26 protein-coding genes are annotated in these 14,781 nt (G+C 60.2%); 24 read left to right on the forward strand and 2 right to left on the reverse strand.

Features of this window, described 5'->3' with window-relative positions; genetic code table 11:
• Positions 1 to 6: 6 nt before the first annotated feature.
• The 24 genes from rplC (at position 7) to Q8M73_04700 (ending at position 12,383) form a co-directional block, all read left to right on the forward strand.
• Positions 7 to 651: a 50S ribosomal protein L3 gene (gene rplC / locus Q8M73_04585; GenBank protein MDP2287823.1), complete on the forward strand. Its 645-nt coding sequence runs from the start codon at positions 7 to 9 to the stop codon at positions 649 to 651.
• A gap of 2 nt (positions 652 to 653) precedes the next feature.
• Entirely contained in the window at positions 654 to 1,328 is a 675-nt protein-coding gene (gene rplD, locus Q8M73_04590; protein MDP2287824.1) for a 50S ribosomal protein L4, read from the forward strand.
• Positions 1,325 to 1,624, forward strand: coding sequence for a 50S ribosomal protein L23 (gene rplW, locus Q8M73_04595; GenBank protein MDP2287825.1), 300 nt, complete (start codon positions 1,325 to 1,327; stop codon positions 1,622 to 1,624). Before rplD ends, rplW begins: the two co-directional genes overlap by 4 nt.
• A gap of 28 nt (positions 1,625 to 1,652) precedes the next feature.
• Positions 1,653 to 2,489, forward strand: a complete 837-nt coding sequence (gene rplB, locus Q8M73_04600; protein MDP2287826.1) for a 50S ribosomal protein L2 — start codon at positions 1,653 to 1,655, stop codon at positions 2,487 to 2,489.
• Positions 2,490 to 2,497: 8 nt separating this feature from the next.
• The gene (gene rpsS / locus Q8M73_04605) at positions 2,498 to 2,779 is read left to right on the forward strand and encodes a 30S ribosomal protein S19 (protein MDP2287827.1); all 282 of its coding nucleotides are present in this window, start codon (positions 2,498 to 2,500) and stop codon (positions 2,777 to 2,779) included.
• 56 nt (positions 2,780 to 2,835) lie between these two features.
• Positions 2,836 to 3,177: a 50S ribosomal protein L22 gene (rplV, locus tag Q8M73_04610; GenBank protein MDP2287828.1), complete on the forward strand. Its 342-nt coding sequence runs from the start codon at positions 2,836 to 2,838 to the stop codon at positions 3,175 to 3,177.
• Between the two features lie 7 nt (positions 3,178 to 3,184).
• A complete protein-coding gene (rpsC, locus tag Q8M73_04615; GenBank protein ID MDP2287829.1) occupies positions 3,185 to 4,015 on the forward strand; it encodes a 30S ribosomal protein S3 in 831 nt (276 codons plus the stop codon).
• Positions 4,016 to 4,018: 3 nt separating this feature from the next.
• Positions 4,019 to 4,441, forward strand: coding sequence for a 50S ribosomal protein L16 (gene rplP, locus Q8M73_04620; protein ID MDP2287830.1), 423 nt, complete (start codon positions 4,019 to 4,021; stop codon positions 4,439 to 4,441).
• Positions 4,441 to 4,671, forward strand: a complete 231-nt coding sequence (rpmC, locus tag Q8M73_04625) for a 50S ribosomal protein L29 (protein ID MDP2287831.1) — start codon at positions 4,441 to 4,443, stop codon at positions 4,669 to 4,671. The genes rplP and rpmC overlap by 1 nt, the downstream gene beginning before the upstream one ends.
• Positions 4,668 to 4,952 (forward strand): 30S ribosomal protein S17, encoded by a 285-nt coding sequence (gene rpsQ / locus Q8M73_04630; protein MDP2287832.1) that lies wholly within the window; start codon positions 4,668 to 4,670, stop codon positions 4,950 to 4,952. Before rpmC ends, rpsQ begins: the two co-directional genes overlap by 4 nt.
• 52 nt (positions 4,953 to 5,004) lie before the next feature.
• Positions 5,005 to 5,373 carry a 50S ribosomal protein L14 gene (gene rplN, locus Q8M73_04635; GenBank protein ID MDP2287833.1) on the forward strand — a complete coding sequence of 123 codons (369 nt, stop codon included), beginning with the start codon at positions 5,005 to 5,007 and terminating at the stop codon, positions 5,371 to 5,373.
• Positions 5,373 to 5,738: a 50S ribosomal protein L24 gene (rplX, locus tag Q8M73_04640; GenBank protein MDP2287834.1), complete on the forward strand. Its 366-nt coding sequence runs from the start codon at positions 5,373 to 5,375 to the stop codon at positions 5,736 to 5,738. Before rplN ends, rplX begins: the two co-directional genes overlap by 1 nt.
• Positions 5,739 to 5,740: 2 nt before the next feature.
• The gene (gene rplE, locus Q8M73_04645) at positions 5,741 to 6,319 is read left to right on the forward strand and encodes a 50S ribosomal protein L5 (protein ID MDP2287835.1); all 579 of its coding nucleotides are present in this window, start codon (positions 5,741 to 5,743) and stop codon (positions 6,317 to 6,319) included.
• 3 nt (positions 6,320 to 6,322) lie between these two features.
• A complete protein-coding gene (locus Q8M73_04650; protein MDP2287836.1) occupies positions 6,323 to 6,508 on the forward strand; it encodes a type Z 30S ribosomal protein S14 in 186 nt (61 codons plus the stop codon).
• Positions 6,509 to 6,570: 62 nt separating this feature from the next.
• Positions 6,571 to 6,969, forward strand: a complete 399-nt coding sequence (gene rpsH / locus Q8M73_04655; protein MDP2287837.1) for a 30S ribosomal protein S8 — start codon at positions 6,571 to 6,573, stop codon at positions 6,967 to 6,969.
• A 9-nt stretch (positions 6,970 to 6,978) separates the two neighbouring features.
• On the forward strand, positions 6,979 to 7,518 hold the full coding sequence (gene rplF, locus Q8M73_04660; GenBank protein ID MDP2287838.1) for a 50S ribosomal protein L6: 540 nt from the start codon (positions 6,979 to 6,981) through the stop codon (positions 7,516 to 7,518).
• Positions 7,515 to 7,898 (forward strand): 50S ribosomal protein L18, encoded by a 384-nt coding sequence (rplR, locus tag Q8M73_04665; GenBank protein MDP2287839.1) that lies wholly within the window; start codon positions 7,515 to 7,517, stop codon positions 7,896 to 7,898. Before rplF ends, rplR begins: the two co-directional genes overlap by 4 nt.
• 33 nt (positions 7,899 to 7,931) lie before the next feature.
• Positions 7,932 to 8,525 carry a 30S ribosomal protein S5 gene (gene rpsE, locus Q8M73_04670; protein MDP2287840.1) on the forward strand — a complete coding sequence of 198 codons (594 nt, stop codon included), beginning with the start codon at positions 7,932 to 7,934 and terminating at the stop codon, positions 8,523 to 8,525.
• On the forward strand, positions 8,525 to 8,707 hold the full coding sequence (rpmD, locus tag Q8M73_04675) for a 50S ribosomal protein L30 (GenBank protein ID MDP2287841.1): 183 nt from the start codon (positions 8,525 to 8,527) through the stop codon (positions 8,705 to 8,707). Before rpsE ends, rpmD begins: the two co-directional genes overlap by 1 nt.
• A 2-nt stretch (positions 8,708 to 8,709) precedes the next feature.
• Positions 8,710 to 9,150 (forward strand): 50S ribosomal protein L15, encoded by a 441-nt coding sequence (rplO, locus tag Q8M73_04680; GenBank protein MDP2287842.1) that lies wholly within the window; start codon positions 8,710 to 8,712, stop codon positions 9,148 to 9,150.
• 12 nt (positions 9,151 to 9,162) lie between these two features.
• Positions 9,163 to 10,461 carry a preprotein translocase subunit SecY gene (secY, locus tag Q8M73_04685; protein MDP2287843.1) on the forward strand — a complete coding sequence of 433 codons (1,299 nt, stop codon included), beginning with the start codon at positions 9,163 to 9,165 and terminating at the stop codon, positions 10,459 to 10,461.
• An 8-nt stretch (positions 10,462 to 10,469) separates the two neighbouring features.
• Complete coding sequence (locus Q8M73_04690) at positions 10,470 to 11,027, forward strand: adenylate kinase (GenBank protein MDP2287844.1); 558 nt, start codon at positions 10,470 to 10,472, stop codon at positions 11,025 to 11,027.
• 6 nt (positions 11,028 to 11,033) lie between these two features.
• Entirely contained in the window at positions 11,034 to 11,816 is a 783-nt protein-coding gene (map, locus tag Q8M73_04695; GenBank protein MDP2287845.1) for a type I methionyl aminopeptidase, read from the forward strand.
• 3 nt (positions 11,817 to 11,819) lie between these two features.
• On the forward strand, positions 11,820 to 12,383 hold the full coding sequence (locus tag Q8M73_04700) for a dihydrofolate reductase family protein (GenBank protein ID MDP2287846.1): 564 nt from the start codon (positions 11,820 to 11,822) through the stop codon (positions 12,381 to 12,383).
• Here the strand turns inward: Q8M73_04700 and atzF are convergent.
• Positions 12,372 to 14,048, reverse strand: coding sequence for an allophanate hydrolase (gene atzF / locus Q8M73_04705; protein ID MDP2287847.1), 1,677 nt, complete (start codon positions 14,046 to 14,048; stop codon positions 12,372 to 12,374). The genes Q8M73_04700 and atzF overlap by 12 nt on opposite strands.
• Positions 14,045 to 14,752, reverse strand: coding sequence for an isochorismatase family cysteine hydrolase (locus Q8M73_04710; GenBank protein ID MDP2287848.1), 708 nt, complete (start codon positions 14,750 to 14,752; stop codon positions 14,045 to 14,047). Before Q8M73_04710 ends, atzF begins: the two co-directional genes overlap by 4 nt.
• Between the last annotated feature and the right edge of the window lie 29 nt (positions 14,753 to 14,781).

Consider the following 14,781-nt stretch of genomic DNA (forward strand, 5'->3'; position numbering starts at 1 on the left):
GAAACGATGGGCACCAACGTGAAGGGCGTACTGGGCACCAAGCTCGGCATGACTCAGGTCTGGGATGAGAACAACAAGGTTGTTCCCGTGACTGTGATTCAAGCCGGTCCTTGTGTCGTCACCCAGGTCCGCACCCCCGAGAACGACGGCTATTCAGCCGTTCAGATCGCTTTCGGCGCTATTGACCCTCGCAAGGTCAACAAGCCGGCAACTGGTCACTTCGATAAGGCTGGCGTCACTCCTCGCCGTCACCTTGTGGAGATCCGCACCGACGACGCCTCGGAGTACACCCTGGGCCAGGAGCTCAGTGCTGACACCTTCGAGACTGACCAGCGTGTTGACGTCGTTGGCACCACCAAGGGCAAGGGCTTCGCCGGCGCCATGAAGCGTCACGGCTTCCACGGTCTGCGCGCCTCGCACGGTGTCAAGCGCAAGCACCGTTCGCCAGGTTCCATCGGTGGCTGCTCCACCCCAGGCCGGGTGTTCAAGGGAATGAAGATGGCGGGCCGTATGGGCACCGATCGTCAGACCACCTTGAACCTTCGCGTGCAAAGCGTTGACGTCGAAAAGGGCCTGCTGCTCATCAAGGGTGCCGTTCCTGGACCCAAGGGCGCACTGATCTTCATTCGTACCGCTGTGAAGGAGGCCTGACGATGACTGATGTTGACGTCCGCACCGCCGCAGGTGTGACTTCGGGCAAGGTTGAACTCCCAGCTGAGATCTTCGACGTGCAGGTCAACGTTCCGTTGATCCACCAGGTGGTCGTGGCACAGCTTGCTGCTGCACGCCAGGGCACCCACGACACCAAGCGTCGTGGCGAAGTCCGTGGTGGCGGCCGCAAGCCGTACAAGCAGAAGGGCACTGGCCGCGCACGTCAGGGCTCAATCCGCGCCCCGCACTACAAGGGCGGTGGAGTTGCTCACGGACCGCACCCTCGTGACTACGCACAGCGCACTCCCAAGAAGATGAAGGTCGCCGCACTTCGTGGCGCATTGTCTGATCGCGCTCGTGATGGTCGCGTTCATGTGGTGTCGCAGATCGTTGCTGGCGAGGTGCCGTCAACCAAGGCCGCTATTGCCGCAATGACCGCACTTGGTCTTGAAGGTCAGATTCTTGCTGCCATCACTCGTGATGACGACATTGCTGCTCTGAGCCTTCGCAATGTGCCCACGGTGCACGTGCTCTACATCGATCAGCTGAACACCTATGACGTGCTGGTCAGTGACCACGTGATCTTCACCGAGGCATCACTTGAGATTTTCGTCGCTGGTGCTCCTGCCGGCAAGAGCGTCAAGGCTGTTGCAGCCGAGAGCGAGGTTGAAGCATGAGAATCCCAGATCCGCGCGACATTCTGATCTCACCCGTGGTGTCAGAGAAGAGCTACGCACTGCTCGACGAGAACAAGTACACGTTCATCGTCTCGCCAGATGCCAACAAGACACAGATCAAGATCGCCGTTGAGCAGGTATTCGGCGTCAAGGTCACGGCTGTGAACACCATGAACCGTGAAGGCAAGCGTCTTCGCACCAAGACCGGCTTCGGCAAGCGGGCTGACACCAAGCGCGCCATCGTGTCTGTTGCAGACGGCGACCGCATCGACATCTTCGGAGGCCCGGTCTCCTGACCGGCCAAAGACAACCTGAGGAACTGAAATGGGAATCCGCAAGTACAAGCCGACAACGCCGGGCCGTCGTGGCTCAAGCGTGGCCGACTTTGTCGAGCTCACGCGGTCTGAGCCGGAGAAGTCGCTCGTTCGTCCACTGCCGAAGAAGGGTGGCCGCAACAACAGCGGCAAGATCACCACTCGGCACCAAGGTGGCGGTCACAAGCGTGCCTACCGTCTGATCGACTTCCGTCGCAATGACAAGGACGGCGTGCCTGCCAAGGTCGCGCACATCGAGTACGACCCGAACCGCACTGCGCGCATTGCGCTGCTGCATTTCGCGGACGGCGAGAAGCGCTACATCCTGGCCCCGAACAAGCTCAAGCAGGGCGACCCGATTGAGCACGGCCCAAGTGCCGATATCAAGCCGGGCAACAGCCTGCCACTGCGCAACATCCCCGTCGGCACTGTGATCCATGCCGTGGAGATCAAGCCAGGCGGTGGAGCCAAGATTGCTCGTTCAGCTGGAACCAGTGTTCAGCTGGTGGCCAAGGACGGCCCTTACGCACAGTTGCGTATGCCATCCGGTGAAATCCGCAACGTTGATCTGCGCTCACGCGCAACTATCGGCGAGGTTGGCAACGCTGAGCAGTCCAACATCAACTGGGGTAAGGCCGGCCGTATGCGCTGGAAGGGCAAGCGCCCGACCGTCCGCGGTGTGGCCATGAACCCGGTAGACCACCCACATGGTGGTGGTGAAGGCAAGACTTCAGGTGGACGCCATCCGGTCAATCCCAATGGCAAGCCAGAAGGCCGCACTCGCAGGCGCAACAAGGCCAGCGACCAGTTCATTGTCCGTCGCCGCAAGTCCGGCAAGAAGCGCTAAGGGAAGTCATGCCACGTAGCCTCAAGAAGGGTCCGTTCGTCGACGACCATCTGATCAAGAAGGTCGACACACAGAACGAAGCCGGCACAAAGACAGTGATCAAGACCTGGTCGCGCCGCTCGATGATCGTGCCAGCGATGCTGGGTCACACGATCGCCGTGCATGACGGCCGCAAGCACGTTCCCGTGTTTGTCTCCGAGAACATGGTCGGACACAAGCTCGGCGAGTTTGCACCGACACGTACCTTCCGGGGCCACGTCAAGGATGACCGCAAGGCCAAGCGCCGCTAACCGCAGCGCTACTCAATGACCACTACCGAACGACACGACGAAGCAAGGGGATAGCGATGGAAGCCAGGGCCCAGGCGCGGTACGTCCGCGTCACGCCCATGAAGGCGCGCCGCGTGATTGACCTCATTCGAGGCATGAACGCAAGCGACGCCCAGGCGGTATTGGCATTCGCACCACAGGCAGCATCGGAGCCAATTGGCAAAGTGCTGGACAGTGCGATTGCAAATGCTACGAACAACCATGCGATGGACGCCCGTTCGCTCGTCGTAAGCGCGGCATATGTGGACGAAGGTCCAACCATGAAGCGCATCCGTCCACGCGCACAGGGTCGGGCATACCAGATCCGCAAGCGCAGCAGCCACATCACTGTGGTTGTGTCAGACCAGAAGGAAGGGTGACCCGCTCGTGGGACAGAAAGTAAATCCGCATGGTTTCCGCCTCGGTATCACCACTGACTTCAAGTCACGTTGGTTTGCTGACTCCCAGAAGCCCGGACAGCGTTACCGCGACTATGTCGACGAGGACGTCAAGATCCGCAAGGTGCTCTCACAGGGCATGGAGCGTGCTGGCATCTCCAAGGTCGAGATCGAGCGCACCCGCGATCGCGTCCGCGTAGACATTCACACCGCACGCCCAGGCATCGTCATTGGTCGCCGTGGAGCCGAAGCCGATCGCATTCGCGGCGATCTGGAGAAGCTCACCGGCAAGCAGGTGCAGTTGAACATCCTCGAGGTCAAGAACCCCGAGATCGATGCCCAGCTCGTTGCCCAAGGCATTGCCGAGCAGCTCTCCAGTCGTGTGTCGTTCCGTCGCGCAATGCGCAAGGGCATGCAGAGCACGATGAAGAGTGGTGCTAAGGGCATCCGAGTGCAGGTGTCAGGTCGTCTGGGTGGCGCAGAAATGTCGCGCACCGAGTTCTACCGCGAAGGCCGCGTTCCTTTGCACACCCTGCGCGCAGATATCGACTACGGCTTCTACGAGGCTCGCACCACCTTCGGTCGCATTGGCGTCAAGGTCTGGATCTACAAGGGCGATGCCCTGCCGACCCGCTCCGAGCGTGAAGCTGCTGCTGCAGCTGCCCGCCTTGGTCAGCGTGGCCCAGCAGCAGCTCGTCCCCGTCGTGGCGGCAGTGATGCCCCTGCAGTTGAGGCCAACCCAGAGGCAACCGCCGAGGTTGTTGTCGAAGCACCAGTTGAGGCAGTCGTTGAGACTGTCGATACCGTGACGGAGGCCTGAGCCATGCTGATTCCTCGTCGCGTCAAGCACCGCAAGCAGCATCACCCGACTCGTCGTGGTGTTGCCAAGGGCGGCACCGAGGTGACCTTCGGCGCCTATGGCCTGCAGGCACTTGAGCATGGTTACGTCACGAACCGTCAGATTGAGTCGGCTCGTATCGCAATCACGCGTCACATCCGTCGTGGCGGAAAGGTCTGGATCAATATCTACCCAGACCGTCCCCTCACGAAGAAGCCAGCTGAGACCCGCATGGGTTCCGGCAAGGGCTCGCCCGAATGGTGGGTGGCCAACGTCAAGCCAGGCCGCGTCATGTTCGAGCTCTCGTACCCCGATGACAAGGTTGCTGTGGAAGCGATGACTCGCGCCATGCACAAGCTGCCGATGAAGTGCCGCATTGTTCGGCGCGATGAAGTAGGTGAGAACTGATGGCCGCAGGAACCCAGGTTGGTGAATTGCGTAATCTTGATGACGTCGAGCTGACAGCCAAGTTGCGCGAATCCAAGGAGGAGCTTTTCAACCTCCGCTTTCAGGGCGCAACTGGACAGCTGGAGAACCATGGCCGTCTTCGCGCCGTGCGCAAGGACATCGCGCGGATCTACACGATCCTGCGTGAACGTGAACTGGGCATCACCCCAATTGAGGGTGGCGCAGCATGAGTGCGAAAGAGGCAAGTGTGAATGACGTCAAGCGCGGCTACCGCAAGACCCGTGAGGGTCTGGTGGTCAGCGACAAGATGGACAAGACAGTGGTGGTTGCGGTCGAAGACCGTTTCAAGCACCCGCTTTACGGCAAGGTCGTGCGTCGCACGAACAAGCTCAAGGCACATGACGAGGCAAACGCAGCCGGTATCGGTGACCGCGTGCTTCTGATGGAGACCCGCCCGTTGTCAGCAACCAAGCGCTGGCGCGTCGTGGAAATCCTCGAGAAGGCCAAGTAGTCAGTTCCGCCAGGCTCTTATTTGAGAACCGGCAGACGATCAGGAGAATGAAGTGATTCAGCAAGAGTCGCGACTACGTGTCGCTGACAACACGGGTGCCAAGGAGTTGCTGTGCATTCGTGTACTCGGTGGCTCCGGGCGCCGTTACGCCGGCATTGGTGACGTCATCGTCGCCACGGTCAAGGACGCCATCCCCGGTGGTGGAGTGAAGAAGGGTGACGTCGTCAAGGCGGTCATCGTTCGCACGAAGAAGGAGCGTCGCCGTCCGGATGGTTCCTACATCCGTTTTGACGAGAACGCTGCTGTCATCCTCAAGCCCGATGGCGAGCCACGTGGCACGCGCATCTTCGGACCTGTGGGCCGTGAGCTTCGTGACAAGAAGTACATGAAGATCATTTCGCTCGCACCGGAGGTGTTGTAATGACCAAGCAGCTGCACGTCCGCAAGGGCGATCTCGTTCAGGTCATCTCCGGCAAGGATCGCGGGGTCAAGGGCAAGGTCCTTGAAGTCCTTCCTGACGCCAACCGCGTGATTGTCGAAGGCGTGAATCGCGTCAAGAAGCACACCAAGGTCGGGCAGAACGCTCGTGGTGCACAGACCGGCGGCATCATCACAACTGAGGCCCCGATCAATGCATCCAATGTCATGGTCATCGACCCAGAAGATGGCCGTCCGACTCGCGTTGGGTACCGCCGCGAGGACGTTGAGAAGCGTCGTCCGGATGGCTCAACATACGAAGCACAGCGCAGCGTGCGTATCTCACGCCGCACAGGTAAGGACATCTGAGCATGAGCACTGAAACAGCCACGACTGACGCTCCCGCGATCCCGCGCCTCAAAGCACGGTACCGCGAGGAGATGGTCCCTGCGCTGAAGACCGAGTTCGCATTCACCAACATCATGCAGGTCCCTGGTCTGACCAAGATCGTGGTCAACATGGGTGTTGGCGAGGCCGCTCGCGATTCCAAGTTGATCGAGGGCGCGATTCGCGACATCACCGAGATCACGGGTCAAAAGCCCCAGACCACCAAGGCTCGCAAGTCCATCGCTCAGTTCAAGCTGCGTGAAGGCCAGCCGATCGGTGTGCACGTCACACTGCGCGGTGACCGCATGTGGGAGTTCCTGGACCGCCTGCTGTCCGTCGCCCTGCCTCGCATCCGCGACTTCCGCGGGCTTTCGCCGAAGCAGTTCGATGGCAAGGGCAACTACACCTTCGGGCTCAGTGAGCAGTCGATGTTCCACGAGATCGATCAGGACAAGATCGATCGTCCCCGTGGAATGGACATCACACTGGTGACCACCGCGACCAACGATGATGAAGGCCGCGCACTGCTTCGCCTTCTCGGATTCCCCTTCAAGGAGGCCTGAGCCATGGCGAAGAAAGCACTCATCCAAAAGCAGCAGAAGACGCCGAAGTTCAAGGTTCGCGCGTACACGCGTTGCAACAAGTGCGGACGTCCGCACTCTGTCTACCGCAAGTTCGGCCTTTGCCGTATTTGTGTCCGTGAAATGGCACACGCTGGCGAACTGCCAGGCGTGACCAAGAGCAGCTGGTAAACCACGACGCTGAAGGTCCGCTACGGCGGAAACCGCAACGAGGAAGGCCTTAGGCCAAACACATGACAATGACTGACCCGATTGCAGACATGCTTGCGCGACTGCGCAACGCAAACTCTGCGTATCACGACACAGTGGCGATGCCGCACAGCAAGATCAAGGTGCACATTGCCGAGATCCTGAAGCGCGAGGGATACATCGCTGGCTTTAGCGAGACCGAAGACGAAGTGGGGCGCACTTTGACCCTGCAGCTGAAGTACGGTCCCAGCCGCGAGCGTTCCATCGCCGGACTGCGCCGGGTGTCCAAGCCCGGACTGCGCGTCTACGCGAAGAACACCGCGATCCCACGCGTGCTCGGTGGTTTGGGAATCGCGATTCTCTCCACGTCCACTGGTCTGCTCACAGACCGCCAGGCCAAGCAGAAAGGCGTAGGTGGGGAAGTCCTCGCCTACGTCTGGTAGGGGTATCTGATGTCACGTATTGGACGTCTGCCTATCACGCTTCCAGCGGGAGTCACGGCGACAATCGACGGCCAGCTCGTCACGGTCAATGGACCCAAGGGTTCATTGCACTTCAACGTTGCTGAGCCCATCGAAGTCACTCAGGAGGACGGCGTTCTTGCCGTCACCCGTCCCAATGATGAGCGTCGCTCGCGCGCACTTCATGGTCTGAGCCGCACGCTGATCTCCAACATGGTGATCGGTGTGACGACCGGATACGAGAAGTCACTCGAGCTCGTCGGCACTGGTTACCGCGTTGCAGCCAAGGGCACTGACCTTGAGTTCCAGCTCGGCTTCAGCCACCCAGTGGTCGTACCCGCACCAGCCGGGATCTCCTTCCAGGTCGAAAGCCCTGTGAAGCTGAAGATTCAGGGCATCGATAAGCAACAGGTCGGCGAAGTCGCCGCCAACATCCGCAAGATTCGCCCACCGGAGCCCTACAAGGGCAAGGGCGTGCGCTACGAGGGTGAAGTCATCCGCCGCAAGGCTGGAAAGGCGGGCAAGAAGTGAGTTCCTACGGCATCAAGCTCGGCAAGGGCAACAAGAATGTTGTCGGCCGCAAGCGTCGCCACATCCGCGTGCGCAAGAAGGTTTCCGGAACGCCCGAGCGTCCCCGCCTGGTTGTCACCCGCTCTGCCCGCCACATGGTGGCGCAGATCGTCGACGACACCGTGGGTCGCACCTTGGCTTCGGCGTCCACCATGGAGACCGATCTTCGCGGTGTAACTGATGACAAGACTGCCAAGGCACGTTCGGTCGGCCAGTTGGTCGCTGATCGCGCGAAGAAGGCCGGAGTCGAAGCGGTTGTGTTTGACCGCGGCGGCAACAAGTACCACGGTCGTGTGGCCGCTCTCGCTGAGGGCGCCCGCGAGGGTGGCCTGGACTTCTAAGACGTATTCGGACATAGGGAAGAAGGAACAACCATGGCAGCAACCCAGCGCCGCGAAGGCGGCACAGGTGAGCGCAAGGATCGCAAGGAGCGTGCTCCTCGCGAAGAGAAGTCCGCATTCGTCGAGCGTGTAGTCGCAATCAACCGCGTCTCCAAGGTCGTCAAGGGTGGTCGTCGCTTCAGCTTCACCGCGCTTGTTGTCGTCGGGGACGGCGACGGCATGGTCGGTGTCGGCTATGGCAAGGCCAAGGAAGTACCCGCAGCGATCGCCAAGGGTGTTGAAGAAGCCAAGAAGCATTTCTTCAAGGTGCCGCGCATCCAGGGCACCATTCCGCACCCCATCACAGGTGAGGCCGCTGCCGGCGTGGTCATGCTGCGCCCAGCTGCTCCCGGTACCGGTGTTATTGCCGGTGGCCCGGTGCGTGCAGTACTGGAATGCGCTGGCATCCACGACATCCTCAGCAAGTCGATGGGCTCAGACAACGCAATCAACGTGGTCCACGCGACCATCGCGGCGTTGAAGGGTCTTGAATCACCTGAGCAGGTTGCGGCACGCCGCGGTCTGACGGTCGAAGAAGTTGCGCCGCCGCAGTTGTTGCGTGCGCGTGCAGCAGGAATCGGTGCGTAATGGCGAGCTTGAAGGTTACCCAGAAGAAGTCAGGGATCGGCGGCACTCAGGGACAGCGCAACACTTTGCGCTCACTTGGGTTGAAGCGCATCAATGACACCGTGGTCAAGGAAGACCGCCCAGAAATCCGCGGCATGGTCAACACCGTGCAGCACCTCGTAGTAGTTGAGGAGGTCGAGTAACCATGGCACTCAAAGTCCATCACCTTCGCCCGGCTCCGGGCGCCAAGACTGAGCGCACCCGCAAGGGTCGTGGTGAAGCCTCAAAGGGCAAGACCGCTGGTCGTGGCACCAAGGGCACCAAGGCGCGTTACCAGGTTCCGGCCCGCTTCGAGGGTGGCCAGATGCCTTTGCATATGCGCCTGCCCAAGCTCAAGGGTTTCAAGAACCCCAACCGTGTTGAGTTCCAGGTCGTCAACGTGGCAATGATCGAGAAGTTGTTCCCAGAGGGCGGCGAAGTCACTGTTGATGAGTTGGTGGCCCGTGGAGCAGTCCGCAAGGGTCAGCCAGTCAAGGTTCTGGGCCAAGGCGATATCAGCGTGGCGATCACTGTGAGTGCGGATGCATTCTCAACGACCGCTCGTGACAAGATCATCGCTGCAGGTGGGACCGTCACCGAACGCTAGGCAGGAGGCATAGTGCACATCAGTGCGTTCGGCTCTGCCTTTCGGACTCCGGACCTTCGCAAGAAGATCCTGTTCACCCTTGGCCTTATCGCTCTTTACCGCTTGGGTTCGGTCGTCCCGACCCCAGGCATTGACTACTCGGCTGTCCAACGCTGTGTAGATGTAGTCGAAGGCAACTCCGTCTACGCGATGATCAACCTGTTCAGCGGTGGCGCACTGCTGCAGTTGTCTATTTTTGCGCTCGGCATCATGCCGTACATCACTGCGAGCATCATTTTGCAGTTGATGACGGTCGTGATTCCGCGCCTGGAATCCTTGAAGAAGGAAGGCCAGGCCGGTCAGGCCAAGATCACCCAGTACACGCGCTATCTCACGATCGCGCTTGCTGTGCTGCAGTCAACAGCGATTCTGTCTCTCGCTCGAACTCAGGGAGCGCTATTCAGCGGGTGCAACGAGACCATCATCCCTGATCAGGGCGTCTGGATCCTGATGGTGATGATCCTGGCCATGACCGCAGGTACCGCAGTGGTGATGTGGTTCGGTGAACTGATCACCGAACGCGGTGTCGGCAATGGCATGTCCCTGCTCATCTTTGCTTCGATCATTGCAACGGTTCCCGCGCAGTTTGCCTCGATCTGGGGCAGTCATGGAGCCTTCACCTTCCTGCTGACTCTTGCAGTCGGCGTGGCCGTCATGGCATTCGTGGTCTTCGTTGAGCAGGCTCAACGTCGAATCCCTGTGCAGTACGCCAAGCGGATGGTGGGGCGCCGAATGTACGGCGGCACGTCGACCTACATCCCGTTGAAGGTCAATATGGCCGGTGTCATCCCGGTTATCTTCGCCTCCTCCCTGCTCTTCATTCCGACTCTGCTCGTTCAGCTCACCGGCAGTCAGTCCGATATCGCCATCTGGGTTCAGCAGAACTTCGGCACCGGCAGCGGAACCTGGTACCTGCTCTTCTACTTCGTTCTCATCGTCTTCTTCTGCTACTTCTACGTGTCGATCACCTTCAACCCAGTTGACGTGGCCGACGACATGAAGAAGTACGGCGGATTCATCCCTGGTATTCGCGCTGGCAAACCGACGGCGGACTACCTCGACTACGTGCTCACGCGCCTCACTGCTCCTGGCTCGATCTACCTCGGATTGATCGCGGTACTGCCGGTCTTCGCCTTCGGGATGCTCGGCGTCTCCGGTCAGTTCATCTTCGGCGGCACCAGCTTGCTGATCATGGTCGGCGTTGGCCTGGACACCGTGAAGCAGATCGAATCGCAACTGCAGCAGCGCAACTACGAGGGATTCCTCCGCTAGGGGTCGACATGCGTCTGATACTCATGGGCCCGCCGGGGGCGGGCAAGGGAACTCAAGCGGTCTTCGTCGCTGACAAGTTGGGCATCCCGCACATCTCAACTGGCGACATCTTCCGTGCCAATGTTGGCGCCGGTACCCCCTTGGGCATTGAAGCCAAGCGCTTCATGGATGCCGGCGAGTACGTGCCTGACGACGTCACCAATGCCATGGTGCGCGATCGCCTCACCCACGCCGACTGCGAGCCTGGCTTTCTGCTTGATGGTTACCCCCGCACCTTGGATCAGGTGAGCGAGCTGGATTCGATGCTCACTGCCAGCCCGATCCAGAAGGTCATCGAACTGACTGTTGATATCGACGAAGTTGTTGATCGCCTCGTCAAGCGCGCTCTTGATCAAGGCCGCGCAGATGACAATGAAGAAGTCATCCGGCGCAGACTTGAGGTCTACTCCGAGCAGACGGCTCCGTTGACCGCGGTCTACTCGCAGCGCGGATTGCTCGTTCAGGTCGACGGCATGGGTGAGGTCTCTGATGTCACCGCTCGACTGCTTGCCGTGCTGAGCGAATAGCTCGTCATGTTCCGCAAGAAGGACAGCATTCAGATTAAATCCGCAGATCAACTTGCCGTGATGCGGCAGGCCGGGCTGGTTGTCGCCACGGCATTGAAGGCGGTGTCAGAAGCTGTTCGCCCGGGTGTCACCACGGCTGACCTTGACATGATCGCCCACCAGATCATCAGCGACGCCGGTGCCACCCCATCGTTTCTCGGGTACCACGGCTATCCCGCAGCCATCTGCGCCTCCATCAACGAAGAAGTTGTGCACGGCATTCCTGGCCCTCGACGACTCCTTGACGGCGACATCATCTCCATCGATTGCGGTGCAATCGTTGATGGTTGGCACGGCGACGCCGCGGTCAGTGTCTTCGTCGGTGAACCGAGTCAAGAAGTAGCCGAACTTTCGCGGGTGACCGAGGCATCAATGTGGGCTGGCCTGGCGCAAGCCCGCGCCGGCAACCATCTCAGCGACATTGGCCATGCAGTCGAAACTGTCATTCGCTCACAGGGGGAGTACGGCCTGATCGAGGAATACGTCGGGCACGGCATCGGTACCTCGATGCACATGGCGCCGCCGGTTCCCAATTACGGTGCTGCGGGTCATGGCCCAATACTGAAAGTCGGGATGGCCTTGGCGATCGAGCCGATGGCCACCCTTGGCTCATCCGAGGTTGAGGTACTGAGTGATGGCTGGACGGTGGTCACCAGTGATCGCCGATGGGCCTCGCACTGGGAGCACACTGTTGCCATCACTGCCGATGGACCCTGGGTGCTCACGACACTGGACGACGTGCGGCTGTAGTTCGTGGCCAAGCTGATCTATGCAGCCATCTGCTCACTGGATGGCTTTGTTAATGATGCAGACGGCAGTTTTGACTGGGCTTTCCCTGACGAGGAGTTGCATCAGGCAGCCAATGAACTCGAAGCACCCATTCGGACCTATCTCTATGGCCGGCGCATGTACGAGATCATGCAGGTCTGGGGTGATTTTCCGGGCATCGAGGACGAGCCTGAGGTTGTGCGTGACTACGCGCGGATCTGGGCAGATGCGGACAAGCATGTGTTCTCATCAACTCTCAATGCAGCCACCACTGACCGCACGCACCTGCATCGGGAGTTCAACCCTGAAACTGTGCGTCAGTTGAAGCAATCTGCAGACACCGACCTGAGCATCGGCGGACCGACAATCGCTGGCGTGGCTCTGCAGGCAGGCTTGATCGACGAGATTCATCAGTTCATGCATCCGATCCTCATCGGCGCCGGGACCGCGGTCTTCCCTGCCAACTTCCGGCACGACTTGGAACTGCTCGGCGAGCGCCGATTCACATCAGGAGTCGTGCACCTGCATTACCGTGTCTCAGCTCAATGAACTGAGGTACGCGCGCCAACTGCCATATGCACTGATGTCATTGGCAGCATCTGCAGCCGCGGCGTCGCATGCGAAGCCCTGAATGCGCGTGCCGTCATCGAGAGTTACCAGCCCCAGATGCAGCGGCGGAGCCACTCGAGAGAAGAGTTGAGTCACGCCAGCGCTGGGCAGACTCCACACTTCAATTTCCATTCCGGCGTTCGGACCCTTGCCGGTATCGATGAGCCCCGGTCGCGGAAACGGACCAGGCACGGTGAACAGCTGATATCCGCCAGATGTTCGAGCACGCGCGTGCAGTCGGCCGCCGAGTTCAACGAGCTCACGGTTGGCAGGCTGCCCTGTGAGATGCGCGCCAGCAATTGCCAGCAGAGTGCGAGTGCCGTCGACTGTCCACGGATCAGGCTTGGACTCGCCGGTCCACACACTCGCCAGCTCCATCAGCGGTCGATCGCTGAACGTTGGCGCGAGCAGTTGCACACCGAACGGGAGTCCGTCAGGTCGCATCCCGGCGGGAATCGCGATTGCACTGAGGTCAAAGAGGTTGCACATATTCGTGAAGACACCGTTACGCGAATTTGCCCCAATGGGGTCGGCAGCAACTTGGGCGAGGGTTGGATGCCAAGGAGTCACGGGCAGCAACAGCGCGTCAGCACTGATGAACACACGTTCGGCAAGTGATCGCAGTCGTGCAAGTTCATGTGCAGCTGACCACGATTGCACGGCGGTGAACTCAGCACCGCGCAGCACGATTGCCCGCACAGTTGGATCCAGATGCGGGCCGTCGGGCTGCAGCAGGTGACCGAATGCTGCAGTGCGTTCAGACACGAAGGGGGCTTCATAGAGCAGTCGTGCGGCGGCCAGAAATGGCTCAATGTCAACTGGCACCAGGATCGCGACAGTGGCGGCGAACGCGAGCGCTTCCTGCCACGCAGTCTCCTGCGCAGGCTCCAGGTCAAGCGGGCCATTTGGCACTGCAATCACACGAAGGTGCTGCGCAACACCTGGTGGCAAGGCCGCGGGCATTCTGCGCGAGTAGGGATCACTGGGGTCGAATCCGATGATTGCCTCGAAGGCCGCTTGTGCTTCACCCACAGTTCGCGTGAGGGTGGTGATGCAATCAAGTGATGGGCAGGCGGGTAGCAATCCGGTATTGGATACCAATCCGCGCGACGGCTTCATCCCAACGAGGCCGTTGAAGGCGGCGGGGACACGACCGCTGCCGGCAGTGTCAGTACCGAGCGCGAGTGGGACGATGCCTGAAGCAACTGCCACCGCGCTTCCACTGCTGCTTCCTCCGCTGATGTGGTCAGTGGAGTAGATGCTGTGGCAGGCGCCGTACGGGCTGCGAGTTCCAACCAGCCCAGTAGCGAATTGATCCATGTTGGTCTTGGCGATCGGGATCGCCCCGGCGTTGATGAGTCTTTGCACCGCGAATGCATGCGCGGGAGCTCTGGTCGTCAGCGTTGGACAGGCCCCAGTTGTTGCCAGTCCATACACATCGATGTTGTCCTTGACCGCAAAGGGCAATCCGGCCAGTGGTCCGCGGGGTGCCGTGTGGGCGAGCTCTTCAACATCTGCGTCTGTCTGAATCGAGATGAACGCCGGCTGCTCCAAAGCTCTGGCTGCGGTGAGTGCCTCCAGAGCGGCTTGGGCAGAAACGCTCATGCATGAACTCCCGCACTCATCCCCAGAGCGCCCAGGAGAGCTGATGATTCAGCTATCGCACCGAAAACACCTCCCTGCATCGTCACCATCTTCAATGCTGCCGCGTAGTTGCCCGTGTCAGTAGCGCCAGTGCAGTCAGTGAGCAGGAGGCATTCGTAACCGCGGTCATTGGCTTCGCGCATCGTGGTGTGCACGCATACGTCCGTGGTGATGCCAGTGAAGATCAAGTGCGTGATGCCGGCAGTGCGCAGCAGAAGGTCCAGGTCGGTGGCGTAGAACGCGCCCTTGCCAGGCTTGTCGATGATGAGCTCGCCTGCAATGGGTGCCACCTCGGGAACGATCTCCCAGCCCACTTCGCCCCTCACCAGAATGCGTCCGCAGGGCCCGCTGTCACCAATGGCTGCGCCAATCCGGGCAGAGCGCCACAGCTTGTTGGGTGGGCAGTCAGCAAGATCTGCGCGATGTCCTTCGCGCGTGTGAATGATGGTCATGCCGACTTCGCGAGCCGCGGCAAGCACTCGTGCTGTTGGCTCCAAACCAGCACGCGTGAGGTTCAGGTCATATCCCATGGCATCCACGTACCCGCCAGGTCCGCAGAAGTCCACCTGCCAGTCAATGAGAACAAGTGCCGTCCTTTCAGTATCGATGACACCGTCGTATGGCCATGCATAGGGCTCGGACTCGACTTGGCCGAAGAGGGACACTGGCGCTCCTTGGTGACGTAGGGCTTGTT

The sequence above is a fragment of the Actinomycetota bacterium genome (genome assembly GCA_030684515.1).
Lineage (GTDB): Bacteria > Actinomycetota > Actinomycetes > S36-B12 > S36-B12 > UBA11398.